This is a genomic window from Pseudomonas sp. URIL14HWK12:I5 (assembly GCF_900176445.1).
Lineage (GTDB): Bacteria > Pseudomonadota > Gammaproteobacteria > Pseudomonadales > Pseudomonadaceae > Aquipseudomonas > Aquipseudomonas monteilii.
The window spans coordinates 358420-384208 of record NZ_FWXQ01000006.1 but is presented as its reverse complement, the minus strand read 5'-3'; the positions used below and the strand labels follow the sequence as shown (position 1 = coordinate 384208).

Annotated in this window: 23 protein-coding genes; 16 read left to right on the top strand and 7 right to left on the bottom strand. The window is 63.7% G+C overall.

What is annotated here, in order from left to right; all coding sequences use genetic code 11:
- Positions 1-65 precede the first annotated feature (65 nt).
- Positions 66-1376, bottom strand: a complete 1311-nt coding sequence (locus B9A31_RS16555) for an aminotransferase-like domain-containing protein (RefSeq protein ID WP_232062856.1) — start codon at positions 1374-1376, stop codon at positions 66-68.
- 265 nt (positions 1377-1641) lie between these two features.
- On the opposite strand from B9A31_RS16555, the gene B9A31_RS16550 reads away from it, so the two are divergent.
- Genes B9A31_RS16550 through cydB form a run of 4 tightly spaced genes read left to right on the top strand, consistent with a single transcriptional unit; the run spans position 1642 to position 6563 of the window.
- Positions 1642-3651, top strand: a complete 2010-nt coding sequence (locus tag B9A31_RS16550) for a DUF2849 domain-containing protein (RefSeq protein ID WP_019097286.1) — start codon at positions 1642-1644, stop codon at positions 3649-3651.
- On the top strand, positions 3641-4117 hold the full coding sequence (locus B9A31_RS16545; protein ID WP_019097285.1) for a DUF934 domain-containing protein: 477 nt from the start codon (positions 3641-3643) through the stop codon (positions 4115-4117). The genes B9A31_RS16550 and B9A31_RS16545 overlap by 11 nt, the downstream gene beginning before the upstream one ends.
- Positions 4118-4119: 2 nt before the next feature.
- Entirely contained in the window at positions 4120-5541 is a 1422-nt protein-coding gene (locus B9A31_RS16540) for a cytochrome ubiquinol oxidase subunit I (protein ID WP_025754534.1), read from the top strand.
- 14 nt (positions 5542-5555) lie between these two features.
- Positions 5556-6563, top strand: a complete 1008-nt coding sequence (gene cydB / locus B9A31_RS16535) for a cytochrome d ubiquinol oxidase subunit II (RefSeq protein ID WP_019097284.1) — start codon at positions 5556-5558, stop codon at positions 6561-6563.
- Positions 6564-6572: 9 nt separating this feature from the next.
- On the opposite strand, the gene B9A31_RS16530 is transcribed toward cydB, so the two are convergent.
- Complete coding sequence (locus B9A31_RS16530) at positions 6573-7163, bottom strand: biliverdin-producing heme oxygenase (RefSeq protein ID WP_019097283.1); 591 nt, start codon at positions 7161-7163, stop codon at positions 6573-6575.
- Between the two features lie 163 nt (positions 7164-7326).
- On the opposite strand from B9A31_RS16530, the gene B9A31_RS16525 reads away from it, so the two are divergent.
- Positions 7327-7818, top strand: coding sequence for a GNAT family N-acetyltransferase (locus B9A31_RS16525; RefSeq protein WP_019097282.1), 492 nt, complete (start codon positions 7327-7329; stop codon positions 7816-7818).
- A 13-nt stretch (positions 7819-7831) separates the two neighbouring features.
- Here the strand turns inward: B9A31_RS16525 and B9A31_RS16520 are convergent, their stop codons facing one another.
- Positions 7832-8740 carry a LysR family transcriptional regulator gene (locus B9A31_RS16520; RefSeq protein WP_016714611.1) on the bottom strand — a complete coding sequence of 303 codons (909 nt, stop codon included), beginning with the start codon at positions 8738-8740 and terminating at the stop codon, positions 7832-7834.
- Between the two features lie 93 nt (positions 8741-8833).
- Here B9A31_RS16520 and B9A31_RS16515 point away from each other — a divergent pair, with 93 nt between their 5' ends.
- From B9A31_RS16515 to B9A31_RS16485, 7 genes are all read left to right on the top strand, one after another.
- The gene (locus tag B9A31_RS16515) at positions 8834-9781 is read left to right on the top strand and encodes a ketopantoate reductase family protein (protein ID WP_025754531.1); all 948 of its coding nucleotides are present in this window, start codon (positions 8834-8836) and stop codon (positions 9779-9781) included.
- Positions 9778-10176: a VOC family protein gene (locus B9A31_RS16510; protein WP_016714609.1), complete on the top strand. Its 399-nt coding sequence runs from the start codon at positions 9778-9780 to the stop codon at positions 10174-10176. Before B9A31_RS16515 ends, B9A31_RS16510 begins: the two co-directional genes overlap by 4 nt.
- Positions 10173-10628, top strand: coding sequence for a MaoC family dehydratase (locus tag B9A31_RS16505; RefSeq protein ID WP_016714608.1), 456 nt, complete (start codon positions 10173-10175; stop codon positions 10626-10628). Before B9A31_RS16510 ends, B9A31_RS16505 begins: the two co-directional genes overlap by 4 nt.
- A complete protein-coding gene (locus B9A31_RS16500) occupies positions 10625-11857 on the top strand; it encodes a CaiB/BaiF CoA transferase family protein (protein WP_084297155.1) in 1233 nt (410 codons plus the stop codon). Before B9A31_RS16505 ends, B9A31_RS16500 begins: the two co-directional genes overlap by 4 nt.
- Complete coding sequence (aroE, locus tag B9A31_RS16495) at positions 11854-12672, top strand: shikimate dehydrogenase (RefSeq protein ID WP_019098900.1); 819 nt, start codon at positions 11854-11856, stop codon at positions 12670-12672. Before B9A31_RS16500 ends, aroE begins: the two co-directional genes overlap by 4 nt.
- Positions 12673-12675: 3 nt before the next feature.
- Entirely contained in the window at positions 12676-13113 is a 438-nt protein-coding gene (aroQ, locus tag B9A31_RS16490) for a type II 3-dehydroquinate dehydratase (RefSeq protein WP_019098899.1), read from the top strand.
- A gap of 95 nt (positions 13114-13208) precedes the next feature.
- Positions 13209-14621, top strand: coding sequence for an MFS transporter (locus B9A31_RS16485; protein ID WP_019098898.1), 1413 nt, complete (start codon positions 13209-13211; stop codon positions 14619-14621).
- 86 nt (positions 14622-14707) lie between these two features.
- On the opposite strand, the gene B9A31_RS16480 is transcribed toward B9A31_RS16485, so the two are convergent.
- Positions 14708-16081: an 8-oxoguanine deaminase gene (locus B9A31_RS16480; RefSeq protein WP_019098897.1), complete on the bottom strand. Its 1374-nt coding sequence runs from the start codon at positions 16079-16081 to the stop codon at positions 14708-14710.
- A 194-nt stretch (positions 16082-16275) separates the two neighbouring features.
- Between B9A31_RS16480 and B9A31_RS16475 the strand changes: the two genes are divergently transcribed.
- Positions 16276-17487 (top strand): MFS transporter, encoded by a 1212-nt coding sequence (locus tag B9A31_RS16475; protein ID WP_027615116.1) that lies wholly within the window; start codon positions 16276-16278, stop codon positions 17485-17487.
- Here B9A31_RS16475 and B9A31_RS16470 read toward each other — a convergent pair.
- The 3 genes from B9A31_RS16470 to B9A31_RS16460 all read right to left on the bottom strand — a co-directional run bounded on the left by B9A31_RS16470 (position 17457) and on the right by B9A31_RS16460 (position 21624).
- Positions 17457-18392 (bottom strand): LysR family transcriptional regulator, encoded by a 936-nt coding sequence (locus tag B9A31_RS16470; RefSeq protein WP_027615117.1) that lies wholly within the window; start codon positions 18390-18392, stop codon positions 17457-17459. The two genes, B9A31_RS16475 and B9A31_RS16470, sit on opposite strands and share 31 nt — an antisense overlap.
- Positions 18393-18542: 150 nt before the next feature.
- Positions 18543-20123 carry an aldehyde dehydrogenase (NADP(+)) gene (locus B9A31_RS16465; protein ID WP_027609083.1) on the bottom strand — a complete coding sequence of 527 codons (1581 nt, stop codon included), beginning with the start codon at positions 20121-20123 and terminating at the stop codon, positions 18543-18545.
- 118 nt (positions 20124-20241) lie between these two features.
- Positions 20242-21624, bottom strand: a complete 1383-nt coding sequence (locus B9A31_RS16460; protein ID WP_019098893.1) for an APC family permease — start codon at positions 21622-21624, stop codon at positions 20242-20244.
- Positions 21625-21905: 281 nt separating this feature from the next.
- Between B9A31_RS16460 and B9A31_RS16455 the strand changes: the two genes are divergently transcribed.
- The 3 genes from B9A31_RS16455 (at position 21906) to B9A31_RS16445 (ending at position 25733) form a co-directional block, all read left to right on the top strand.
- The gene (locus B9A31_RS16455) at positions 21906-22748 is read left to right on the top strand and encodes a helix-turn-helix domain-containing protein (RefSeq protein ID WP_016714597.1); all 843 of its coding nucleotides are present in this window, start codon (positions 21906-21908) and stop codon (positions 22746-22748) included.
- Positions 22749-22791: 43 nt separating this feature from the next.
- A complete protein-coding gene (locus B9A31_RS16450; protein ID WP_016714596.1) occupies positions 22792-24174 on the top strand; it encodes an aspartate aminotransferase family protein in 1383 nt (460 codons plus the stop codon).
- 65 nt (positions 24175-24239) lie between these two features.
- Positions 24240-25733: an aldehyde dehydrogenase gene (locus tag B9A31_RS16445; protein WP_084297154.1), complete on the top strand. Its 1494-nt coding sequence runs from the start codon at positions 24240-24242 to the stop codon at positions 25731-25733.
- Positions 25734-25789 lie beyond the last annotated feature (56 nt).

Here is a 25789-nt window from a genome sequence, read left to right as displayed (position 1 = left end):
TAGAACATTTGCACACACCCGATGCCGCTTGCGCTGCTTGCCAGAAACCTCATCTGATTGGCTGATCACACAAAAGCCCGCCCCCCACGGCGGCGGTCTTCCTTCAGCAGCCCCTCTACTTTGCGCAACGCTTGCCCCAGTACGGCCTGGTCCGGTGCCCCGCCCAGCGAGATACGCACGGCCTCCGGCCCTTGCTGCGCAACGCTGAACGAGTCCGCCCCGGCCACACTCACCCCCACATCATCCAGGGCTTGGGTAAACCGTTCCTGGCGCCAGTGCGCCGGCAACGGTAACCACAGGTGCAGCCCGGTAGGGTGCGCCTGGAACTCATGGCTCAGCAGTGTGCGTGCCAAGTGCTGGCGGGCGCGGGCTTCGCGCTGGATTTCCTGTACCAGCTCCCTGGCGGTACCACTGCGGATCCACTGCTCGACCAAGGCCAGCAGCAGGGCTGAGCAGCCCATGCTCGAGGCGCGCAAGCCGTTGAGCAGGGCATGGCCGTCATCTCCGCGCGGGGGCAGTACAAAAGCGGTGCGCAGGCTTGGCCACAGGCACTTGGACAGCGATGCCAGATAATACGTGTTGGCACCCCCGGTCAGGCAGGTGATGGGCGTTGGCGCATCGTCAAGCAGATAGCGGTAGGGGTCGTCCTCGATCAGTGTGATGCCGCACTTGAGCAGCACTTCGGCAATCGCCTGGCGCCGGGCCACGGGCATGGTGTGCGCTGTAGGGTTCTGGAACGTGGGGTTGAGGTACAGCAGGCGCGCACCGCTTTGTTGGCAGGCTTGCTCCAGATGGTCGGGGCGCATGCCGTCGGCGTCACCGGGCACCGCGACAATGCGCAGCCCCAGTTGTTGGGCAGCCAGTAGCAGGCCGGGGTAGGTCAGTGGGTCGCACAGCACGGTGTCACCCGTGCGGGCATGGGCGCTGAGGATGGCGAATACGGCCGCTTGCGAACCTGGGCACAGGGCCAGGCTGCGGCTGTCCAGATCACCCAGCGCCGGTTTCAACCAGCCCTGCGCGGCCTGCAGCAGCGAGCGGGAGGCCGGCTCATCCTGGTAGGGCGACAGTGCTTCGATGGGGTTGCGTTGCAGTACCTGTTCAAGCCCGGCGCTTACCCATTGGGCCATCGAGCCATTGGCCGGCTGCGGCGGAATGTTCATGGTCAGGTCAATGCCTGCCTGGGTGGGTGTTTCGCGGGCACCCAGAATGAACGACCCGCGGCCACTGTAGGAGGCAATCAGGCCGCGGTCGCGCGCTTCGGCGTAGGCACGGGTCACCGTGGTCAGGTCGACACCCAGGTGCGCTGCCAGCGCACGCTGTGGTGGGATTTGTTCGCCGTCCTGCAAAATTCCAGACTGTATGGATTCTGAGATCATATCGGCAATCTGTATGTATCTTGGGCCGCTCTTCGGCTTAAATGGCCTGGTCCAGCTTATTTGAGCGTGTTCTCTTGGCGTTTCGGCAAGAGGCATGAGTATTATCCCCCGGTTGTCAGTCCATACGCATAGGAATATCATGACATACGGTTGTTAATAGATCCATACAAAATGGAAAGCGTATGGTTATTTTGATATGCACCGGAACGCCGCTGCAGGGCTGCAACGATAAGCGCTTCCGGGCTCCCAGTCATGGAGATGTTCGATGGATGACTGTCATCTGATCTGCGCCAACCGCCTGGGCGATGGGGCTGTGGTCTGGCTTGATGCCGGGCATGAATGGGTAGAGACACTGCAACAGGCCGGCACCTTCGATGCGCAGGCCCTGGAAGCGGCAACCTTCGCGGCCGAAGCTGCCGTGCGGGCCAACCAGGTGGTTGCGCCGACGCCTTGTGAAGCCTGGCTGGTCGATGGCCAGCCTGAGCCCAAAAGCCTGCGTGAGCGGTTGCGTGCGCGCGGCCCGTCGGTACGCAGCGACCTTGGCAAGCAGGCTCCCGGGGGGGCCCTACAGGTCGGCAAAGGGGTACGGCCGCTGCTGCCGGTTGCGGCGGGGCAGGCTGGGGTATACCGCTACGATCCGTTCGAGCGCGAGTTCCTCAAGGACCGCGCCCGCCAGTTCGAGCAGCAGGTTGCCCGCCGCCTGAGTGGCGAGCTGGATGAAGAGGCGTTCAAGGTCTACCGGCTGATGAACGGCCTGTATCTGCAATTGCACGGCTACATGCTGCGCGTGGCCATTCCGTATGGAACCTTGAGCGCGGTGCAACTGCGTCAGCTGGCCTACGTGGCACGCACCTATGACAAAGGCTACGGCCACCTCACCACCCGGCAGAACATCCAGTTCAACTGGCCGCACCTGGCCGATACGCCGGAAATTCTGTCGGTACTGGCAGATGCCGACCTGCATTGCATCCAGACCAGCGGCAACTGCATCCGCAACGTGACCACCGACCACTTTGCCGGTGCCGCCGAAGATGAAGTGCTCGACCCGAGGGTGCATGCCGAGATCCTCCGTCAGTGGTCTACTGATCACCCGGAATTCACTTACCTGCCACGCAAGTTCAAGATCGCCATCACCGGCAGCCCCAAAGACCGGGCGGCTGTGCGCTTTCATGATATCGGCATACTGGCGCAGCGCAACGAACAGGGCGAGGTGGGCTTCCAGGTGTATGCCGGTGGTGGTCTGGGGCGCACCCCGATCGTCGGCACCCGGGTGCGCGAGTGGTTGCCGGAGCGTGAACTGTTGCGCTACGTCGAAGCCATCTTACGGGTGTACAACGCCCTGGGGCGGCGCGACAACCTGTACAAGGCACGCATCAAGATCCTGGTGCGCGAGCTCAAGCCTGGCCGCTTCATCGAGATGATCGAGCAGGAGTTCGCCAGCCTTCCAGCTGACCATCAATACCTGGAGCCCGCCATCGTCCAGGGCATTCATGCCCGCTTCGTGCAACCCGCCTTCGAGGCATTGCCCAGGCTGTGTGACAGCTTTCTGCGCGCACGGGCAGACGACAACGCGTTTGCCAGCTGGGTACGCACCAATACCCACCCGCACAAGCAGCGTGGCTATATCAGTGCAGTCATCTCGTTGAAGCCACCAGGCGGCATCCCCGGAGACATCAGCGCCGAGGAAATGCTCACCCTGGCTGACCTGGCCGAGGCTTACTCGCTGAACGAAATCCGCGTTTCCCATGAGCAGAACCTGGTGTTGCCGCACATTCGTCAGGGTGACTTGTACAGCGTCTGGCAGGCCCTGCGCCAGGCGGGGCTGGCGACCAGCAACATCGGCTTGTTGTCTGACGCCATCGCCTGCCCGGGGATGGACTACTGCAGCCTGGCCACCGCCCGCTCGGTGCCGGTCGCCCAGCGCATCGCCCAGCGTTTCGACGCAGCCCGACAACAGGAAATCGGCGAGCTCAAGCTCAATGTGTCCGGCTGCATCAATGCCTGTGCCCACCACCATGTGGCGCATATCGGCATCCTCGGTCTGGACAAGGCTGGCCACGAAAATTACCAGATCACGCTGGGCGGCAGTGCCGAAGAGGACGCTGCGGTGGGGACCATCCTCGGCCGTTCGGTGCCCTTTGAGGAGGTGCCCGACATCGTCGAGGCCATCGTTGGCATTTATCTGCAATTGCGCGAGGACGGCGAACGCTTCCTCGACACCTACCGCCGCGTCGGTATCGAGCCATTCAAGGAGGTGCTGCGTGATGCTCGTTGATCGTGAAGGCCAGGCGCAGCCCGACAGCTGGCGCTACCTGGGCAGCGAAGTGCTGCCAACCTATGCCCCGCACACCGTGCTGCAGCCGCAGCAGTGGGACGACTACCACATGCGTTTCGGTCAGCCGGCAGAGGGCCTGTGGCTGAGCGCCGACCAGGACCCGGCACAGGTGCTGGCGCTGCTTGGCCACCTGACGTTGATCGTGATCGAGTTCGCCAAGTCACGCGATGGTCGTGGCTTCACCTTGGCCAGGCTGCTGCGCGAGCGCCATGGGTTCACCGGCGACCTGCGCGCCGCCGGGCCATTGCTGCCTGACCAGTTCGCCATGTTACTGCAGTGCGGCTTCACCAGTGCCCTGGTTTCGCCCAGCGTACCGGCCCAGCGCTGGCAGGAGGCTGCGGCCACCCATCGGCAGGCCCGGCCACGCACGCTGCTGCAACGTCTTTCACAACGGAGCGAGGCATAGCCATGTTCAGCCTTACAGCCCTGGAGCTGGCCCGTATACAGTTTGGTTTCACCATCACCTTTCACATCATTTTTCCGGCCATCACCATTGGCCTGGCGGCGTTTCTGGCCGTGCTGGAAGGCCTGTGGTTGTGGAAAAAGGAAAACGCCTACCTCGACCTTTACCACTTCTGGTCGAAGATCTTCGCCGTCAACTTCGCCATGGGCGTGGTCTCGGGGCTGGTCATGGCCTACCAGTTCGGCACCAACTGGAGCTTCTACTCGCAGTTCGCCGGCAGCATCACCGGCCCGTTGCTGACCTATGAGGTGCTGACGGCTTTCTTCCTTGAAGCAGGCTTTCTCGGGGTGATGCTGTTCGGCTGGCACAAGGTCGGCCGTGGTCTGCACTTCTTCGCCACGCTGATGGTGGCCGTGGGGACGATGATTTCCGCCACCTGGATTCTGGCATCCAACAGCTGGATGCAGACGCCACAAGGCCACGAAGTGATCAATGGCGTAGTAGTGCCCGTGGACTGGTTCGCGATCATTTTCAACCCGTCGTTCCCGTACCGCCTGGCGCACATGGTGACCGCCGCCATGCTGTCGACTGCATTGTTCGTCGGCGCCTCGGCGGCGTGGCACCTGCTGCGTGGCAACCGCACCCCGGCAGTGCAGAAGATGTTTTCGATGGCGTTGTGGATGCTGCTGTTCACCGCGCCGCTGCAGGTGCTGATTGGTGACATGCATGGTTTGAACACGCTCAAGTACCAGCCGGCGAAGATTGCCGCCGTAGAGGGCCACTGGAGCAACACGCCGGGGCAGGGCGTGCCACTGATCCTGTTCGGTATACCCGATATGGAAGCAGAAACCACCCGCTACAAAATCGAGATCCCGAACCTGGCCAGCCTGATCCTGACCCACAGCCTGCACGGACAGATCCCGGCGTTGAAAGACTTCCCGAGAGAAGACCGGCCCAACGCGACCATCCTGTTCTGGTGCTTCCGGGTCATGGTCGGCCTGGGGTTGCTGATGGTCGTGCTCGGTCTGTTTGGCACCTGGCAGCGCTGGCGCGGCAAGTTGTACGCGTCGCGGGGGCTGGCACGGTTTGCCCTGTGGATGGGGCCTTCCGGGCTGGTGGCCCTGTTGGCCGGCTGGTACGTCACCGAGATCGGCCGACAGCCGTGGGTGGTGTACGGCCTGATGCGTACCAAGGACGCCGTTTCCGATCATTCGGCACTGACCTTGTCGGTGGGCCTGGTGGTGCTGGTGGTGATGTACATGGCTGTGTTCGGCACCGGCGTCGTTTACATGCTGCGCATGGTGGGCAAGGGGCCGCAGCCGCACGACGACCATGAGCACCCCGTGGCCGCCAACCAGCGCCCGGCCCGCCCATTGTCGGCCGTGGACGACCCGCTGTATCCGAATTCGCCCAATCACACTGACTGACCGGAGACGCTGTCATGGGTATTGATCTTCCGCTGATCTGGTTCTTGATCATCGGCTTTGGCGTGATGATGTACGTCATCATGGATGGCTTCGACCTGGGTATCGGCATCCTGTTCCCGTTCATCACCGACCGCGACCACCGCGATACCATGGTCAACACCGTGGCGCCGGTGTGGGATGGCAACGAAACCTGGCTGGTGCTGGGCGGGGCAGGGTTGATGGCGGCATTCCCCAAGGTGTACGCCATTTTGCTCAGCGCGCTGTACATCCCGGCGCTCGGCCTGCTGGCCGGGTTGATCTGGCGTGGCGTGTCGTTCGAGTTCCGTTTCAAGGCCGATGATGCGCACAAGCCGTTCTGGGACCGGGCCTTCATTGGCGGGTCGTATGCGGCGGCGTTTTTCCAGGGCGTGATGCTGGGCGCGTTCATCGACGGGCATTCGATTGTCGATGGCGTGGCCACCAACGGGCTGATGAGCTGGCTGACACCGTTCAACGTGTTCTGCGGGATCGGCGTGGTCGTGGCGTATGCGCTATTGGGCGCCACCTGGCTGGTGTTGAAGACCGAGGGCCGGCTGCAGGCCAGTATCATTCGTGCCTGCTCACCGATCACCCTGGCGACGGTGGCGGCGATGCTGATTGTGAGCATCTGGACGCCGCTGACGCACCCGGCGATCTTCGACCGCTGGTTCGGCCTGCCGAACTTCTGGTTCTTCCTGCCGGTACCGGTACTGGTGCTGGTGGCCACCTGGGCGATCCTCAGGTCGTTGCGCGGTACGCCCCATGCCGGTCCTTTCGTCTGGTCGCTGGTGTTGGTGTTCCTCGGTTATAGCGGTTTGGTCATCAGTATCTGGCCGTACGTGCTGCCGCCCAGCCTGACCATCTGGGAAGCGGCGGCGCCACCGCAGAGCCTGGGCTTCGCCCTGGTCGGGGCGTTGCTGATCATTCCGTTCATCCTGGGGTATTCGGCCTGGTCGTATTACGTGTTCCGCGGCAAGGTGAAGGACGGCGAGGGGTATCACTGAGCCACAAGCTCATAAACCCGCAAATATCACACGCAAGTGCGCCCGGTAACTGTCGAACGCGGCAATCGCGCCAGCGACCACTGCGGCCTCGTCCTGGTCGTCCAGCACCAGGCCGTCGAGCCGGGCAACGAACTCGCGCCAATGCAGCGCACGGCCATCCGGGTGTGGCGCCAGGTGGCGGGCGCCTTGGTCGCCATCGAGCCCGAGGCGCTGGGTTTGCTTGAACAGAAACGCCGCCCCCAGATTCGAACCTTCGCTGCAATATAGCCAGCCCAAGGCCTCGGCCGGGCCGACGCAGACTTGTTGAGGGCGCGTTGGCAGTGGCAGGCCGAGATCACGCAGGTCGGTTTCGACCGCAGCGAAGCGCGACAGCCCAACCAGCCCTGGCAGGTGCTGGTTGAGCTGTGCATCGTTGTACAACGTCAACAGGCTGCCGTGAAAGCGGTGTTGTACCTGCAGGAAACGGCCATAGCGCTCGCGGTTTTCGAAAGGGCGTGCCGCCATCACCAGTTGATCGACGCTGTCATGGTCCCGGCTGCTGGCCGCCTTCAAGCGTTTGCAGCGGCCGGGCTCCACGAGGGGGTAGTGTGCAGCGGTCATAGGGGTATCCGTGGTGTGAGGGGTATACGCCCATGATGCTTGCCATCCTTGGCCAGCATCAAGCACCACGCGGCTGGCCTGGCCGAGGGTGGCGGCCCGATATCGCCAGAACGCACGCCTGATTTACCATGGCAGACGCTTTCACGTTTCCAAGGAATCAGCCATGAGTATTGTCCAGTTCCGCACCCCCACCGCCGCAGACGCCGAGCGATGCTACGCCATTGAAATCGGCGCCTATGAAGGGGATGAGGCGGCCACCCTGGAGAAGATCCGCACCCGCATCGCACAGTACCCACAGGGTTTTCTCATTCTGGAAATCGCAGGTGAGATCGTCGGTTTCATCAACAGCGGCTGCGCCCACGAAGTTGTCATGTCTGATGAAGCGTTCAAGGAACTGGTCGGCCACGACCCGGCAGCACCGAACGTGGTGATCATGTCAGTAGTGGTGGACCCGGCACACCAGGGCAAAGGCTACGCCAAACGGCTGATGGAAGCATTCATCGCCCGTATGAAAGCGTCGGGCAAGCAGACCATTCACCTGATGTGCAAAGAGCAGCATGTGGCCCTGTACCAGAAGCTGGGCTACCAGTATGTGAAACCGTCACCGTCGGACCACGGCGGCATGGCCTGGCACGAGATGATCATGGGCCTGTAATCGAGGGCGTGCTTCAGGCCGGGCGGCCGAACAGGTTGTGGATCACCTCCCTCAGCCAGCGGTTGCCACTGTCCTGGTGGTAGCGAGCGTGCCAGTGTTGCTTCACCGTGAAACCCTCAACTGCAAACGGGCAGTCGTGCACTTGCAGGTCGTGCATATCGGCTAGGGTCTGGCCGATATGCCGAGGCAGGGTTGCGACCAGGTCCGTAGTGCCGACGATCATGCCCAGTCCGAGAAACGCGGGTAGCTCCAGCACGATGCGACGTTCGATGCTGGCGCGGGCCAGCCCCGCTTCCAGCAACTTCTGGCCGGTCCCCGCGCTGATCTGCACATGGCCTTCAGCGTGGTAGCGGGCCAGGTTCATGCCGCCTTCCAGCCGCGGGTGCTGGCGGTTGCTCAGGCATACCCAGTCCTGTTCGAACAGGACCTGCTGGTACATCCCGCCACCCAGCCAAGGCACAAAGCCGATGGCGAGGTCGGCCTCGCCCGACTCCAGCGCGCTTTCACTGTTGCCATCGATGCGCACAGCCTCCAGGCGAATGCCCGGCGCATGGGTGCGCAGGTGGTTGAGGATGCTTGGCAGCAGGGTGATATGGCTGGCATCGCTGACACACAGGCGAAAGCGCCGTTGTGCCGTGGCGGGGATGAACTGCGGCTCCCAGGCGGTGAGCCTGCGCAGCGACTCCAGCACCTCGCGGCAAGGCCCGATCAGCTGGTCGGCGCGCGGGGTTGGGGCCATGCCGCCGGGGGTGCGCACGAACAGAGGGTCGTTCAGTTGCTGGCGCAGGCGGGCCAGCCAGATGCTGATGGTCGGCTGGCTCTGGCCCAGCTGTTCGGCGGCACGGGTAACGCTACGACAGTGGTAGAGCACATCGAACAATTGCAGCAGCTTGGGCTCGGGCAGGGCGTCGGCAGCAGACATTATTGTAAATCTCAATTGGCATATTGCAGTCATTGTATAGCGCGAATAAGGCCCGCTGCATAAGGTAATCGCAAACCACAGGAGGTCTGCGATTTGAAAGTCTGCATTCTGGGTGCCGGCGCCTTGGGTTGCGCCATTGGTGCGGCGCTGAGCGAGGCCGGGCATGAAACCTGGCTGCTCAACCGTGGTCGCGAGCATGTCGAAGCGATGAACCTGCACGGGCTGCAGGTGCAGGATGAGCGCGGTGAGCGCCACGTGCGCGTCAACGCCACCACGGACGCCAACGACGTGGGTGTGGCCGACCTGGTCGTGGTGCTGGTGAAGTCATTCCACACCGCCGAAGCGATGGCCGGGGCCACCGCGCTGCTGGGGCCGCAGACGCTGGTGCTGTCGCTGCAGAACGGCTTGGGGCACGAGGACATTCTGGCCGAGGTGGCCGGACGGGAACGGGTGTTGGCGGGTAAGACCTATGTGGGCGGCGTGCTGCTTGCACCCGGTTCGATTCGCGCTGGTGTGGCGGGCAAACACACTTACATCGGTGAACTCGACGGCCAGCTTTCAGCGCGTGTGCAGGCCATCGCCGAGGCCTTCAACGCTGCCGGGCTGGCCACCACGGTCAGTGACAACATCCTCGGTACCATGTGGGACAAGCTGCTGGTCAATGTCGCCACGGGCGCACTCAGCGGCATCACCATGCTCAGCTACGGCCAGTTGTACAGCGAGCCGCTGCTGGCCAGCACTGCCAAAGCTGCGGTGGCCGAGGCGATTGCCGTGGCCGAGCGTGCCGGCATAAGCCTGAGCCTGACCAGCCCCGACGCAGCGTGGGCCTTGGCCGCCGAGGGCCTGCCATCGAGCTTCCGCACCTCGATGCTGCAAAGCCTGGAAAAAGGCTCGGTCACCGAAATCGACTTCATCAATGGCTCTGTCGTGCGCTGGGGCCAGCGCCATGGCGTCGCCACACCGGTCAACGCCACGTTGGTGGCTTGTATCAAGGGCATCGAACGTGCGATGGCCGATCATCAGAAAAGGGACAACCCATGAGCCAGCCAAAAGCCTACCTTGAACACGTGGCGTTCTGGGTGCAGGACATCCAGTGGCATATCCGCTTTTTCAGCGAAGTGTGTGGCATGACCATGCGTGAGGTGCAGGGCAGCGTCGAGCAACCGGCGCAGTACTGGACGCTGGGTGGCCTGCAGTTCATTCACCAGCCCGACTTTGCCGGCCCTGAGGGGCGCATGGCACACCTGGGCATCATGTGCGAAGACCTGGAGAGCGTACTGGCAGCCGCCCAGCGCTATGGCGTCAGCGAAATGCCCCAGGGCCGCAACTGGCTGCGCCTGCCGGATGGTCTGGCGGTGGAGTTCATTCAGGCGTTGCCGGCGAAGTGTGTTGCCCAGGCACTGGCCATCGACCCGCGTGCGCAGGTGCAGGCATGAGCGGGGTGGAAAGATACTGGGATGATGCCCGCGAAGGCGATGAGTGCATCAGCCCCACCTATACCGTAACCCGTGAGCGCATCCTGGCCTACGCCGATCTCACGGGTGATCACACCCCGGTGCACGTCGACGAGGCCTACGCCAACGCCAGCCACTTCGGCTGCCTGGTTGCGCACGGCCTGTTCGGGCTGTCGATCGCCGATGGTTTGAAGACCCAGTGCGAGTACCGCTTCTTGCCGGGCATGTCGCTGGGCTGGACCTGGGACTTCGTGTTGCCGATCAAGGTCAACGATGTGTTGCACGTACGCATGCGGGTGGGGGCGATGCGACCGAGCAACAGCCGGCCAGGCTGGGGCATCGTGGTGCTGCCGTCAGAGTTGGTCAACCAGCATGGCCAGGTCGTGCAGCGCGGTGAGCACCGGTTGATGGTGCCACGGAGGGGGCAGGCATGAGCCAGGCATTGCCATTGGCGGGTATCCGCGTCATCGATTACAGCCACTTCCTTGCCGGGCCCTATGTAGGGCGCTGCCTGGCGGCGCTGGGCGCTGAAGTGATCAAGGTCGAACGGCCGGGCAGCGGCGATGCTGGCCGCCAGCACGCCTTTACCCTGGACGATCAGCAGAGCGGCTATTTCCTGCAGATGAACATGGGCAAGCAGGGCGTCAGCGTGAACATGAAGGACCCACGCGGAAAAGCCTTCATGCAGCGCCTGGCCGACTCGGCCGACGTGTTCATTGAAAACTACCGCCCCGGCGCGTTGGACAAGCTGGGGCTGGGTTATGCCGAGCTGTCGGTGCGTAACCCGCGCCTGGTGTACTGCTCGATCTCCGCCTATGGCCACACCGGGCCGGATGCCCACCGCGCCGGTTTCGGGCTGATCGCCGAGGCCAAGAGCGGGATCATGCAGATGGTCGGCGTGCCGGGTGAAGCGCCGCCATTGCTGCGCATTTCGCTGGGCGACATGTACACCGGTATTCACGCTGTAGCCGCGATCAATGCGGCGCTGCTGGGGCGGGTGAGCAGTGGGCGCGGCCAGCACATTGACATGGCGCTGTACGACACCTTGGTGTCGATGCATGAGTACGCCGTGCAGTGCTACACGCTGTCCGATGGCACCGTGCTGCCCGAGCAGACCGGCCACGACATGCCCACGTCTACCTTGTACGGCGTGTTCCGCGCCGCCGACGGCGATCTGGTGATTGCAGCCCAGGTCGATGATGCCTGGCGGCGCTTCGCCGCCATGCTCGAAGCCAACGGCGGCCCGGCAGGTTTTGGCAGCGATATTCGCTACCACGACCTGAATGGCCGCAATGCCCACCGCGAGGCGATTCTGGCGGTGGTGCGTGACTGGGCGGGTGCGCGCTCGGTGGCCGAGATCCTCGCCTTGCTCGACACCGTCGACATTCCCAGTGCCAAGGTCCAGCGTATCGATGAGGTGTTGGCAGACCCGCAAATCCAGGCGCGCAACATGGTCATCGAACAGCTGCACCCTCGCTACGGCACCCTGCGCCTGCCCAATCTGCCGTTCCGGTTTTCCGGCTGTGACACCACGATCCATCAGGTAGCCCCTGACCTCGGCCAGCACAACGCCGAAGTGGCCGCAGCGCTTGGCTTCAGCCCTGAAGAAATCACCGCCATGCAGGCAGACGGTGTGCTGTTTACCCACGGAGATACACGATGAGCGACCGCTACGCAGTGATCGGCCGACCGATCAACCACACCAAGTCACCGCTGATTCATGGCCTGTTCGCTCAGGCCAGCAGCCAGCACCTGGAATACGGGGCTATTGAAGGCTCGCTGGACGGTTTTGAGGCCCAGGTGTTGCAGTTTCGCACTGACGGTGGGCTGGGCATGAACATCACCGCGCCGTTCAAGCTGCGTGCCTTCGAACTGGCCGACCGGCGCAGCGAGCGCGCGCAGTTGGCCCGGGCCGCCAATGCGCTGAAGTTCGAGGATGGCCACATCACAGCTGAAAACTTCGACGGCATCGGCTTGCTGCGCGATATCGAAGACAACCTCGGTGAGCCGCTGCGTAACCGCCGCGTGCTGGTGCTTGGCGCCGGTGGTGCAGTGCGCGGTGCGCTGTTGCCGTTCTTGCACGCGCAGCCCAGCGAGCTGGTGATTGCAAACCGCGACATGTCCAAAGCCTTGGCACTGCGTAACGAACTGGATCACCCAAGGCTGCGTATCAGCCGTTACGAAGCGCTGGAAGGGCAAACCTTCGACATTGTGGTTAACGCCACTTCCGCCAGTCTTGTCGGTGAACTGCCGCCGCTGCCTGGCGGGGTGCTGAGCGAAGCGCGACTGGCGTATGAACTGGCCTACGGCAAAGGCCTCACGCCGTTCCTGCGCCTGGCGCGCGAGGCCGGTGTGGCACGTCTGGCGGATGGCGTGGGCATGCTGGTCGAGCAGGCCGCAGAGGCGTTTGCCTGGTGGCGAGGAGTGCGGCCTGAAACCCGTGCCGTGATCGACCGCCTGACGATTGCGCTGGAGTAAGCCATGGTCGCCAATGTCCTGATGCTGCACGGTATCAACCACAACATGTTTGGCAAGCGCGACCCGCGCCAGTATGGCACGGCAACCCTGGCCGACATCGACCACGCCTTGGAGGCGCTGGGCGCGGAGCTGGGGGCAAGGGTCGAAAGCTTCCAGAGCAACTTCGAAGGTGCCCTGTGCGAGCGTATCCATCGGGCCTTTGACGAGCGGGTGGATGCAGTGCTGATCAATGCCGGGGCGTGGACGCATTACAGCTACGGTATTCGTGATGCACTGGCCATTCTTGAGGTGCCGGTGGTTGAAGTGCATATGTCGAACATCCATGCTAGGGAGCCGTTTCGGCACCACTCGGTGTTTGCCGAAGTGGTGCGTGGGCAGATCTGCGGGTTTGGTGTCGAGACTTACCTGCTGGCGTTGCGTGCGGCCTTGCGCATGCTCTAGGTCCCAGCACCGACCTTTGTGGGAGCGGGCATGCCCGCTCCCACAGGGGCTGCTCCACGGCCCATGATTCATTGCCAACCAGAAGGACGCGTACCTTGGCCAATCCGGCAGCCCCCTATACCTCCCGCCAAGCCACCTGCATCGCCTTGCTGGTCGCCATCACCTTCTTCATGGAAAACCTCGACGCCACCGTCATTGCCACGGCACTGCCGCAGATGGCCAGTGACTTCGGCGAAAATGCGGTCAGCCTGAACATCGGCATCAGTGCCTACCTGCTGGCGGTGGCGGTATTCATTCCGCTGAGCGGCTGGGTGGCCGACCGCTTTGGCCCGCGACAAGTGTTCGCCGGGGCCATCGGCCTGTTTACCGTGGCGTCGTTGCTGTGTGGTATGGCCCCCAACCTGGAAGCCTTCGTCGCCGCGCGGGTATTGCAGGGTATTGGCGGTGCCTTGATGGTGCCGGTAGGCCGGTTGGTGGTGCTGCGTACCACCGAAAAGAAAGACCTGGTGAAAATGCTTGCGGTGATCACCTGGCCCGGGCTGGTGGCGCCAGTACTGGGGCCACCGCTCGGTGGCCTGATCGTCACCCATTGGTCGTGGCCCTGGATCTTCTACCTGAACATCCCCCTCGGGTTGCTGGCGATCGCGGCGGCCTGGTTACTGGTTCCGAATGCCCGTGCAGATGAAACGCGCCGTTTCGACATGCTGGGCTTCCTGTTTCTGGCGTCGGCTTGTGCGGCGTGGCTGGTCGGCCTGGAAATGCTTGGTTCACTGGCTGGGGGCAGCCTGGGGACCGGGCTGGCGCTGGTGTTGCTGGGTGGGGGGCTGACCGGGTTGGCGATCCGTCACTGCAACCGCCATCCTGCACCGCTGTTGCCACTGGCAACCCTGGCTATTCCCACGTTCAGGGTCAGCATCGTGGGCGGTACCTTGTTCCGCCTGTCGATCAGCGCCTTGCCGTTTTTGATCCCTCTGCTGTTGCAGATCGGTTTTGGCCTGTCGCCAGTGGATGCCGGGTTGCTGGTGCTGGCGATCTTCGCGGGCAACCTGGCGATGAAGCCGTTCACCACCCGCTTGCTGCGCCGTTATGGCTTTCGCCGGGTGTTGCTGGTCAATGGCGTGATTGGCGTTGGATGCATGCTGGCGTGCCTGGGCTTGCAGCCAGGCATGCCGTGGTACTGGATGGCGGCGGTGCTGTTCGTGGGTGGGCTTTCGCGGTCGATGCAATTCACCACCTACAACGCTGTCGGCTTTGCCGAAGTGCCCAAGCAGCAGATGGGCGAGGCTTCGACGTTGTTCAGCATGTGCTTCCAGCTGGCGATGGCCTTGGGTGTGGCCGTGGTGGCGCTGCTGCTACGCGTAGCGATGATGGTGCGGGGCGGCGAGACTGAGATGTCAGTCAGTGACTTTCACTGGGCGTTGATCGGCGTTGCATTGATCGCCTGCGTCGCGTTGGTGGATGCCATCCGCTTGCCGAGCAATGCAGGGGAGCAGGTCCTGCGCACCTGATGGCAGTGCTGCGTACCTAGAACGCCATCCGCCAGCAGGCGTGAGCAGGCTGCTGCGCCCGACATGGGACGCAGCAGCCGGGTGCATCACGCACCGCTGACCAGTTGGTGCGCCAGCTGGTTGTGGCGCTCCAGTACGCGGGGCAGGTCGACGGTGGCCAACTGGCCGTCCTTGACCACCACACGGCCATTGATCACGCTGGTGTGCACCTGGGTCGGGGTACAGAACACCAGTGCCGCCAGCGGGTCGTGATGGCCGCCGGCATAGGCCACGTGGCCCAGGTCGAAGGCGACAAAGTCGGCGACCATGCCGGGTGCCAGGGCGCCGATGTCATTGCGGTTGAGCACCTTGGCACCGCCCAGGGTGGCGATTTCCAGTGCTTCGCGTGCGGTCATGGCGTCGGGGCCGAAGCCTACCCGTTGCAGTAACAAGGCCTGGCGCACTTCACCGATCATGCTGGCGCCGTCGTTGGACGCCGAACCATCGACCCCCAGGCCCACCGGCACGCCGTGGTCACGCATCTTGCGCACCGGGGCGATGCCTGAGGCCAGGCGCATGTTCGAGCAAGGGCAATGGGCGACCCCGGTGCCGGTGCGGGCGAACAGCTCGATGCCGTGCTGGTCGAGCTGCACACAGTGTGCGTGCCAGACATCGTGACCGACCCAGCCGAGGTCTTCGGCGTATTCGGCGGGGGTCATGCCGAATTTCTCGCGGCTGTAGGCGATATCGTTGACGTTTTCGGCCAGGTGGGTGTGTAGCGACACGCCGTACTGCCGCGCCAGCACGGCGGCTTCGCGCATCAGGTCGCGGCTGACCGAGAAGGGCGAGCAGGGCGCCACCACGATACGGCGCATCGCGCCATGGCTGGCATCGTGGTAGTCCTCGATCAGGCGCTGGGACTCCTTGAGGATGTCGGCCTCCTTTTCCACCACCGCGTCAGGCGGCAGGCCGCCCTGGCTCTGGCCCACGCTCATGCTGCCGCGCGCGGCGTGGAAGCGCATGCCGATCTCGGCGGCGGCATGGATGCTGTCGTCGAGCTTGCAGCCGTTGGGGTAGATGTACAGGTGGTCGCTGGAGGTGGTGCAGCCGGACAGGATCAGTTCGGCCATCGCGGTCTGGGTCGACACCGCGATCATTTCTGGGGTCAGGCGTGCCCAGATCGGGTACAGATTGGTCAGCCAGTTGAACAGCTCACCGTCCTGGGCAGCAGGCACCACGCGGGTGAGGCTCTGGTACATGTGGTGGTGGGTGTTGACCAGGCCCGGGATCACCACTTTGCCGGCCATGTCCAGGATGACATCAGCCTGTTGTGGCAGGGTATCGCTGGGGCCGACCTGCTTGATCAGGTTGTCTTCGATGAACAGGCCGCCGTGTTTGATTTCGCGGCGTTCGCCGTCCATGGTGACCAGAAGTGCAGCGTTCTTGACGAGGAGGGTTTTCTTGCGGGTTGAAGATGACATGGCTAAGGCCCGTCGCAATACGCATCGGCGTTTACCGAGGTCGTAGGCGAATGGTTATGTAATCAGAATTCATGAAAGTTGTATACATTGCCCCATGATTGATGAATCTGGTTCATTTAATTTATGAAATATGACCAGAAATATGAACCCATTTTGCCAATAGACTGACAGACTCTTTTCTGGAGCCTGTCTTGATGCCTGTTCATGAATCCAGCCTTGGGGCTGCCACTACCGGGCGAAATGTTGCAATCAGCATCGCCATCCTGGCCTTCTCGGCATTCCTGATCGTCACCACCGAGTTCCTCATTGTCGGGTTGCTGCCCGCGCTCAGCCAGGACCTGGAGATATCGATCTCGATGGCGGGCCAGTTGGTTACGCTGTTCGCCTTTACCGTCATGCTTGCCGGCCCGGTCTTGACAGCCGCATTGGCCCATCTGGACCGCAAGCGGTTGTTCATCGCCATCCTGCTGGTGTTTGCCGCAGCCAATGCGCTGGCTGCGGCATCGAGCAGTTTCTGGGTGCTGGCTATCGCGCGGGTGATTCCGGCTCTGGCATTGCCGGTGTTCTGGGGCACGGCCAGCGAAACGGCCGGGCACCTGGCCGGGCGTGATAGCGCGGGGCAGGCCATCGCCAAGGTTTACCTGGGCATCTCGGCGGCGATGTTGCTGGGCATTCCGCTGGGTACTGTGGCGGCCAATGCCGTGGGCTGGCGTGGCGCGTTCTGGATACTGGCCGCACTGTCGTTGCTGATGGCATTGGCCATGGGGTTGTGGATGCCGCGAGTCGCCCGCACGGCGAAAATCGATTTCATGCAGCAGGCGCGCATTTTCAAGGAGCGCTATTTTCTCGCCAATGTGCTGCTGTCGGTGGTGGTGTTCACCGCGATGTTTACCGGCTACACCTACCTGGCCGATCTGCTACAGCGGGTTGTCGGCGTCGCACCGGCTCATACCGGCTGGTGGCTGATGGGCTTTGGCGCAGTCGGCCTGTTTGGCAACTGGATCGGCGGGCGCGCAGTGGACCGTTCACCGCTCAGGGCGACGGCGCTGTTCCTGCTGCTGTTGGCCATCGGTATGGCGGCGCTGGTGCCGCTGGCAGGTGCCGGCCTGGCATTCTGCCTGGCACTGGCGGTGTGGGGCATTGCCAACACGGCGCTGTACCCCGTCAGCCAGGTGCGGGTGATGAGTTCGGTGACGCACGCCCAAGCGTTGGCCGGTACCACCAATGTGTCGGCGGCCAACGCTGGGATCGGCCTGGGCGCCTTGCTCGGTGGCATGACCATCTCTGGCTTGGGTATCGAGTACCTGGGCTACATGGCCGCCGGTGTCGCGCTGTTGGCGCTGGGCCTGGTGCCGCTGGTCAGCAGCCTTTCGCGTCAGCCCGCGGTGCTGGCACGGGTGCCGTGAGGCGACAACCGGGGCAGCAGGTAGTCGCGCAAGGCGCGTACCTTGGGTAACCCTTCGCGGCTTTTCAGCCACACCAGGTTCATCGGCAGGCCGTCGGTGGCCAGGGCCGGCAACACCTCTACCAGCCGCCCTTGATCGAGGTGTTGCTGGGTCAGCCAGGTGGGCAGCTGGCCGATGCCATGACCGGCCAGCACGGCTGCAACTTCCCCCTCGCCGTCGCCCACCGCGATGCGCGGCTGCACGGTGCGTCGCTCCATCTCGCCAGGTTGGCGGCCCTTGAAGAACCATGGGCTGACCATGCCGTCGGTGTGGCCATAGCCGATGCAGTGATGGTGTTCCAGGTCGCGCTCGTCTTGCGGCACACCGTGCTTCTCCAGGTACGAGGGGGCGGCACAGAACATCAGGCGCTGGGCACCGAAGTACTGGTGGCCGAGCGCGGTCGGCCATGCATCCGGGCCACCGATGCGCACGACGATATCGATACCTTCGTGCACCGGGTCGACAAAACGATCGGAAAACGACACATGCGGCTGCAGCAGAGGGTGCAGGCGGATAAAGTCGAGGATCAGTGGCAGCACATGCAAGCGACCGTAGGAGGCGGGCAGCTCGATTCGGACTTTACCGTGGGGTTGACTATCGCTGGCGACCAGTGCGTGCTCGACCTCTTCCAGGTCAGCCAGCACCGAGGTGCAGGTGCGGTAGAACAGCACGCCCGCTTCGCTGAGCGACAGGCTGCGGGTGGTGCGATTGAACAGGCGTGCGCCCAGGCGAGCCTCTAGCCGGGCCACACTCTTGCTGATGGCCGAGCTGGTGAGGTTGAGCCGATCGGCGGCTGCGGTGAAGCTGCCCAGATCGGCGACGGCGACGAAAACATCGATGCCTTTCAGGCGTTCGGAGGAGTACATGGCCGGCCTTTTGATGAATTGAGTTTGATTGTCAGTGCTGCATTATTGAATGCCGACAACCCAAATTCATCAATGATGTGAGCCTGTAACGGCCTCCTCGCGGCGGTTAGGCGCCTCGAAGAGGCCGGCACAGGCTACCTCAGTGCCCGTTCAAACCGTCTCGCGGGTGGCCACACCATCCACCAACCTTGTAATCCCCAGCGGGTTGGCGCTTTTCAGTGCATCCGGCAGCAGCGCCTCCGGGTAGTTCTGGAAGCACACCGGGCGTAGGAAGCGGTCGATGGCCAGGGTGCCGACCGAGGTGCCTCGGGCATCGGACGTGGCCGGGTAAGGCCCGCCATGCACCATCGCGTCGCTCACCTCAACGCCAGTAGGGTAGCCGTTCAACAGCAGGCGCCCGGCCTTGCGTTCCAGCAGTGGTACCAGCCCGGCAAAGGCGTGCAGGTCGTCAGGCTCGGCAATCAGGGTGGCAGTCAGCTGGCCTTGCAGGTGGCGCAACGCCTCGGCCAGTTGCTGGGCATCGGCCACCTCCACTACGACGGTGGTCGGGCCGAATACTTCTTCCTGTAGCAGCGGGTCGCCGTTCAGCAGCAGGCTAACGTCTGCCTTGAACAGCTGTGGCCGGGCCTGGTTACCGGTTTGCGGCTGCCCGGCCAGATGCTGGATGCCTGGGTGCGCCAGCAGGTGCTGCACACCGTTCTGGTAGCTGCGCAGGGTTCCGGCATTGAGCATGGTCTGTGGACCCTGGTCGGCCATGCGCGCCACCAGCGTGTGCACGAAGTGCTCGAACTGCGGCGACCGAATACCGATGACCAAGCCCGGGTTGGTGCAGAATTGCCCGCACCCCAGCACCACCGAGGCGGCCAGCTCTACAGCCACTTGCTCGCCACGGGCCTGCAGCGCCTGGGGCAGCACGATGACCGGGTTGATGCTGCTCATTTCGGCGAACACCGGGATTGGCTGCGGGCGCGCGGCAGCCATGTCGCACAGGGCGCGGCCACCCCGCAGCGAGCCGGTGAACCCCACTGCCTGAATGGCCGGGTGCTTGACCAGCGCTTCGCCCACGCCGGCACCGTAGATCATGTTGAACACCCCTGCCGGCATACCGCTGCTGGCCACGGCGCGGTCGATGGCTGCGGCTACATGCGCGGCAGTGAGCATGTGCCCGCTGTGCGCCTTGAACACGACGGGGCAGCCCGCTGCCAGCGCCGAGGCGGTGTCACCACCTGCCGTGGAGAAGGCCAGTGGGAAGTTGCTGGCGCCGAACACGGCCACCGGGCCCACGCCGATGCGGTACTGGCGCAGGTCCGGGCGCGGCAGCGGGGTACGCTGGGCCAGGGCGCGGTCGATGCGTGCGGCGTAGAAGTCGCCACGGCGTACCACCTCGGCAAACAGGCGCAACTGGTTGCTGGTACGGCTGCGTTCGCCACGGATGCGGGCTTCGGGCAGTGCGGTTTCGCGGCTGACATGCTGGATGAAGTCATCGCCCAGGGCGTCCAGTTCGTTGGCGATGGCGTCGAGGAAGGCGGCGCGCTGTGCCGGGCGGGTACTGCGGTAGGCCGGGTAGGCAACCTCGGCAGCCTGCACGGCAGCCTCGACTTCGTCGCCGGTCGCCTGGTGGAAGGCGTACGGCAGCGGCTCGCCGCTGTGGGCGTCGACGCTGTTCAGCAGCACGTCCCCGTTGCCGCTGAGTTGGCCGGCGATGTGGTTCAGGCGATGTTCGATGGACATTTCGGTTCCCGTTGGCAATGACAGTCGTTGCGCTGGGACTGTAGGCGGCGAACGGGAGGCTGAATAATGATTAATGCGGATCGGGTGATAACGAGCGGTTATCACCCGGTGCTCAGCGTCACTCGGCCATCTGCAACTCCGGCAGCTTCACCCGGAACGCCTTGGTCAGCCCCATCAGCACCACCAGCCCCATGCCCATCCAGCACAGGCCGATGGTGAACGACAGGCTGGTCAGGCTGCTCCACAACCACAGGGTGCTAAGGAAGCCCAGGCCGGGAATGGCGCCATACAGCAGGTAGTTGCGGCCTCCGCGTAGCTTCTGATCGACCAGGTAGTGCTTGACCACCGCCAGGTTTACCGCCGAAAAGGCGAACAGGGCGCCAAAGCTGATCATGTTGGCCACGGTGTCGAGGGTGATGACCAGGGCGATGAGGGACATCAGGCTGACCACCAGAATGGCAGTCGCCGGTACGCGCTTTTTCGTCACCAGCTGGCCGAACGCGCGCGGCAATGCGCCGTCGCGGCCCATGGCGAACAGCACGCGTGACACGCTGGCCTGGGACACCATGGCCGAGGCGAAGCAGCCGGCCACGTAGGTGGCGGTGAACGCGGTAACCAGCCATTCGCCGCCCACCCGGCGCATGACATCCACCGAGGCCGAGTCGGGGTCGGCAAAGCTGCCCCAGTCGGGGAACACCATCTGTGCGCAGTACGACACCACCAGGAACAGCAGGCCGCCGATCAGCGACACGGCCAGGATCGCCACGGGAATGCGGTAGGTCGGGTTGCTGGTTTCCTCTGCCATGGTCGACACCGCATCAAAGCCGAGAAACGATAGGCACAGCACAGCGGCGCCCGTCATGATCAACGGCACGTTGAAGCCTTCGTGATGGAAGGGCGCCAGCAGCGACACCGACTCCGCCTGTCCGTTGAGCTTGAGCACGGACAGGGCGACGAAGACGATGATGAACACCAGCTGCGCCACCACCAGGATCCAGTTGACGCGGGTGATCGACTCGATGCCGATCAGGTTGAGGAAGGTGACCAGGGCGATGGAGCCCGCCACCCACACCCAGGCGTGGATCGCCGGAAAGTATTCCGACATGTAGATGCCGATCAGCAGGTAGCTGAGCAGTGGCAGGAAGATGTAGTCGAGCAGCAGCGTCCAGCCGGTGATGAAACCGATGTGGCTGCCGAAGGCTTTGCGCGTGTAGGTGTAGACCGAGCCGGAGTAGGGGTGGGCCTGGACCATGCGGCCGTAGCTGTAGGCGGTGAGCAGCATGGCGGCGAGGGTGAGCAGGTAGGCGGTGGGCAGGTGCCCTTTGGTCATCTGGGTGACCAGCCCGTAGGTGGTGAAGACGGCCAGGGGCACCATGTAGGCCAGGCCGAACAGCACCAGGGCGGTCATGCCCATGGACTTGCGGAAGCGGCCAGTGTTGGTGCCGGGGTGTGACGGTGCATGCGAAGCAGGCGAATGGGCTGTACTTGTTGTTGTATGCATTGCTAACTCCTGGAAAGGGATGCAGGGCACCGCAGTACGCGAGCAGGCTCGCTACCGGTGGGTGGTGTGCAAGGAGGTCGAGCGCAAGGCTCGCAGCGCTGGGGCGGTTTGATGCTCCCACACCCTGTGGGTGCCCGGAATCACCCTTTGGGGTGAGGGGGGCGACCCTTGGCCGACTCACCCCAACGGGTGATTTCGGTACCTGCAGCGGCGTGGGAGGATCTGGTCAACAACGCACCGCACTGGCGGCGGTGCCACTGAATAGAAACGGCAGGCCCACAGTGACTAATCAATTGCTTTCAGAACAGTGGTTCGAGCACCTGGCCAAGGTCACCGAGGCCATCGGTCGCCCGGGCTTCGCCGCCAACCTGTTTGTCGCACTTGGCGTGATCCGGCCGATCCAGGCGACCACGGTGTACCTCTACCCGCACGACGGCATGCCTTGCGCGCTGTTCGAGCAGGACGACAAGGCGCCCTGGCAGCCCGAGGGCAATGTCAGCCGCTACCTGTCGGGCTTCTACCTGCTCGACCCGTTTTACGGTGCTTGCGTGGAGCAGGTCGCGTCCGGTTGCTATGGCCTGTTCGAAGTGGCTCCCGACCACTTCGAGGTCAGCGAGTACTACCAGTCGTTCTACCGGCACTCGCACCTGGAAGATGAGCTCAACTACATCCTGCAGGTGGCGCCCGGGCAAAGCCTGGCGGTGTCGCTGGCGTTTACCGACAAGCTCGATACACAGACCCGCGAGCTGTTCGGGCGCGTCACGCCCTGGGTGCTGGCGGTACTCGGCAAGCACTTCGCCGGGCTGGACAGCCGCGCCGGGCGTTTCGAGAACATCCTCGAACAACGCATCCACGCTGCGCTGAACAACTTCGGCAGCTCGTTGCTGACCGAGCGTGAATGCCGCATCGCCCAGCTGATCCTGCGTGGCCACTCGACCAAGTCGCTGGCCGAGCGCCTGGGTGTTTCGGAAGACACCATCAAGTCGCACCGCAAGAACGTCTACGCCAAGCTCGACATCGGCACCCAGTCCGAGCTGTTTTCCCTGTTCATCGACGCGCTGGCCAATGCCCAGGGCGTGCTGGGCAAGGATCCGCTTGAAAGCTACATGGGCAAGCTGCGCTGAGCGACGGCTGCCCTGCAACCCCCACCGCAAAGGAAAACCAACAATGAACGCGCCTTTCGCCCCGCAACGCCAGACCCGTGACTACCAGGCAGCCGACGCCGCACACCATATCCATGCCTTCCTCGACCAGAAGGCGCTGAACGCCGAAGGGCCGCGGGTGATCGTGGGTGGCGAACGCCTGCACCTGTGGGACAGCGAGGGCAAGCGCTACCTGGATGGCATGTCTGGCCTGTGGTGCACCCAGCTCGGTTACGGCCGCCGCGATCTGACGGCCGCCGCTGCCACGCAGATGGACCAGCTGGCCTACTACAACATGTTCTTCCACACCACCCACCCGGCGGTGATCGAGCTGTCCGAGTTGCTGTTCAGCCTGCTGCCAGGGCACTACAGCCACGCGATCTACACCAACTCCGGCTCCGAGGCCAACGAGGTGCTGATCCGCACCGTGCGCCGCTACTGGCAGGTGGTGGGTCAGCCAGGCAAGAAAATCATGATCGGCCGCTGGAACGGCTACCACGGTTCGACCCTGGCGGCCACGGCGCTGGGCGGCATGAAGTTCATGCACGAAATGGGCGGGTTGATTCCGGACGTTGCGCACATCGATGAGCCGTACTGGTACGCAGAGGGTGGCGAGCTGACCCCGGTCGAGTTTGGCCGCCGTTGCGCCTTGCAGCTGGAGGAAAAAATCCTCGAGCTTGGCGCCGAGAACGTTGCCGGCTTTATTGCCGAGCCTTTCCAGGGTGCGGGCGGCATGATCTTCCCGCCGGAAAGCTACTGGCCGGAAATTCAGCGCATCTGCCGCCAGTACGACGTGCTGCTCTGCGCCGATGAGGTGATTGGGGGCTTTGGTCGCACCGGCGAGTGGTTTGCCCACGAATACTTCGGCTTCGAGCCCGACACCCTGTCGATCGCCAAGGGACTGACCAGTGGCTACGTGCCCATGGGCGGCCTGGTGCTGAGCAAGCGCATTGCCGAAGCGTTGGTAGAGCGCGGTGGGGTGTTTGCCCATGGCCTGACCTATTCCGGCCACCCGGTGGCGGCGGCGGTGGCCATTGCCAACCTGAAGGCGCTGCGCGACGAAGGCATCGTGCGCCAGGTGAAGGACGACACCGGGCCCTACCTGCAACGCATCTTGCGCGAGGTGTTCGCTGACCACCCGTTGATCGGCCAGGTGCAGGGTGCCGGACTGGTGGCGGCGTTGCAGTTTGCCGAGCACAAGCCAACGCGCAAGCGTTTTGCCAACGAGAACGACCTGGCCTGGCAGTGCCGTACGTTCGGTTTCGAGGAGGGGGTGATCATTCGCTCGACCCTGGGCCGGATGATCATGGCGCCGGCCTTGATCGCCAACCACAGCGAGCTGGATGAGCTGGTGGAGAAGACGCGGATTGCCGTGGACCGCACGGCCCGGTTGGTCGGCAAACTCTAACCCGTTCCCACAGGAAACGCGTAGCCCTTCATCAAAAGACTGCTCCAAGGGTATAAGGAGTACAAATGTACACCCTCGAATTCTGGCAACAACGCGCCTCGGACCTGTACCTCCCGTCCCAGGCATTTATCAGCGGCAAAGCCGTCAACGCACAGGATGGCGCCACCTTCGCCGCCATCAACCCCGCCACCAACGCCGTACTGGCCCAGGTCACTGCCTGCGGCCAGGCCGAAGTCGACCTTGCAGTGGCCAGCGCCCGCCGGGCCTTCGAGCAAGGCCCGTGGCCACGCATGGCTCCCGGCGAGCGCAAGAAGGTGCTGCTGCGCCTGGCCGAGCTGATCATGGCCCATCGCGAAGAACTGGCCTTGCTGGACTCGCTGAACATGGGCAAGCCCGTCATGGATGCCTACAACATCGATGTGCCGGGCTCGGCCCATGTATTCGCCTGGTACGGCGAGGCGCTGGACAAACTCTACGACCAGGTGGCACCCACTGCGCCCAACGCGCTTGCCACCATCACCCGGGAAGCGCTCGGTGTGGTCGCCGCCGTGGTGCCCTGGAACTTCCCGCTCGACATGGCCGCCTGGAAGCTGGCCCCGGCGCTCGCGGCCGGCAACAGCGTGGTACTCAAGCCCGCCGAGCAATCCCCGTTCTCGGCCCTGCGTCTGGCCCGGCTGGCCCTGGAGGCAGGCTTGCCGGAAGGTGTGTTGAACGTGGTACCGGGCCTGGGTGAGCAGGCCGGACAGGCGCTGGGCCTGCACCCGGACGTAGACTGTCTGGTGTTCACCGGCTCTACCCAGGTGGGCAAGTACTTCATGCAGTACTCGGCGCAATCCAACCTCAAGCAAGTGTGGCTGGAATGTGGTGGCAAAAGCCCCAACCTGGTGTTCGATAACTGCCAGGACCTCGACCTGGCGGCGGAAAAGGCCGCCTTCGGCATTTTCTTCAACCAGGGCGAGGTATGCTCGGCCAACTCGCGGCTGTATGTGCAGCGTTCGATTCATGACGAATTTGTCGAGCGTCTGCAGGCCAAGGCACGCCAATGGATGCCGGGTAATCCGCTGGACCCGGCAAGCCGCGCCGGTGCCATTGTCGATGCCGAGCAGACCGGCCGCATCGAGGCCGCCATTGCCCGCGCCGGGCAAGAGGGCGCCAGGTTGGTGTGTGGCGGTCGACGCTTGACTGTCGAAGGCTCGGACAACTACATCGAGCCGACCATTTTTGCCGGTGTCGAGGGGCGCATGCGCCTGGCGCGGGAGGAAGTGTTCGGGCCGGTGCTGGCGGTCAGCGCCTTCGACACGGAAGAAGAGGCGGTGCGCCTGGCCAACGACAGCATTTATGGCCTGGCTGCCTCGGTGTGGAGCGATGACTTCAATCAGGTGCACCGGGTGGCGCGGGCGTTGAAGGCCGGTACGGTGTCGGTGAACACGGTAGATGCGCTGGATGTGACGGTGCCGTTCGGCGGGGGCAAGCAGTCGGGGTTTGGCCGCGACTTGTCGCTGCATTCGTTCGATAAGTATTCGCAGCTCAAGACCACCTGGTACCAGCTGCGCGCCTGATGCGTTGTTCATGAACTGCGTCGCCTGCTTCGCGGGTTCAACCGCGAAGAGGCCAG

Coding starts and splice junctions, on each gene's coding strand:
- B9A31_RS16555 (WP_232062856.1), bottom strand. CDS start 1,376: ATGATCTCAGAATCCATACAGTCTGGAATTTTGCAGGACGGCGAACAA.
- B9A31_RS16550 (WP_019097286.1), top strand. CDS start 1,642: ATGGATGACTGTCATCTGATCTGCGCCAACCGCCTGGGCGATGGGGCT.
- B9A31_RS16545 (WP_019097285.1), top strand. CDS start 3,641: ATGCTCGTTGATCGTGAAGGCCAGGCGCAGCCCGACAGCTGGCGCTAC.
- B9A31_RS16540 (WP_025754534.1), top strand. CDS start 4,120: ATGTTCAGCCTTACAGCCCTGGAGCTGGCCCGTATACAGTTTGGTTTC.
- cydB (WP_019097284.1), top strand. CDS start 5,556: ATGGGTATTGATCTTCCGCTGATCTGGTTCTTGATCATCGGCTTTGGC.
- B9A31_RS16530 (WP_019097283.1), bottom strand. CDS start 7,163: ATGACCGCTGCACACTACCCCCTCGTGGAGCCCGGCCGCTGCAAACGC.
- B9A31_RS16525 (WP_019097282.1), top strand. CDS start 7,327: ATGAGTATTGTCCAGTTCCGCACCCCCACCGCCGCAGACGCCGAGCGA.
- B9A31_RS16520 (WP_016714611.1), bottom strand. CDS start 8,740: ATGTCTGCTGCCGACGCCCTGCCCGAGCCCAAGCTGCTGCAATTGTTC.
- B9A31_RS16510 (WP_016714609.1), top strand. CDS start 9,778: ATGAGCCAGCCAAAAGCCTACCTTGAACACGTGGCGTTCTGGGTGCAG.
- B9A31_RS16505 (WP_016714608.1), top strand. CDS start 10,173: ATGAGCGGGGTGGAAAGATACTGGGATGATGCCCGCGAAGGCGATGAG.
- B9A31_RS16500 (WP_084297155.1), top strand. CDS start 10,625: ATGAGCCAGGCATTGCCATTGGCGGGTATCCGCGTCATCGATTACAGC.
- aroE (WP_019098900.1), top strand. CDS start 11,854: ATGAGCGACCGCTACGCAGTGATCGGCCGACCGATCAACCACACCAAG.
- aroQ (WP_019098899.1), top strand. CDS start 12,676: ATGGTCGCCAATGTCCTGATGCTGCACGGTATCAACCACAACATGTTT.
- B9A31_RS16480 (WP_019098897.1), bottom strand. CDS start 16,081: ATGTCATCTTCAACCCGCAAGAAAACCCTCCTCGTCAAGAACGCTGCA.
- B9A31_RS16475 (WP_027615116.1), top strand. CDS start 16,276: ATGCCTGTTCATGAATCCAGCCTTGGGGCTGCCACTACCGGGCGAAAT.
- B9A31_RS16470 (WP_027615117.1), bottom strand. CDS start 18,392: ATGTACTCCTCCGAACGCCTGAAAGGCATCGATGTTTTCGTCGCCGTC.
- B9A31_RS16465 (WP_027609083.1), bottom strand. CDS start 20,123: ATGTCCATCGAACATCGCCTGAACCACATCGCCGGCCAACTCAGCGGC.
- B9A31_RS16460 (WP_019098893.1), bottom strand. CDS start 21,624: ATGCATACAACAACAAGTACAGCCCATTCGCCTGCTTCGCATGCACCG.
- B9A31_RS16450 (WP_016714596.1), top strand. CDS start 22,792: ATGAACGCGCCTTTCGCCCCGCAACGCCAGACCCGTGACTACCAGGCA.
- B9A31_RS16445 (WP_084297154.1), top strand. CDS start 24,240: ATGTACACCCTCGAATTCTGGCAACAACGCGCCTCGGACCTGTACCTC.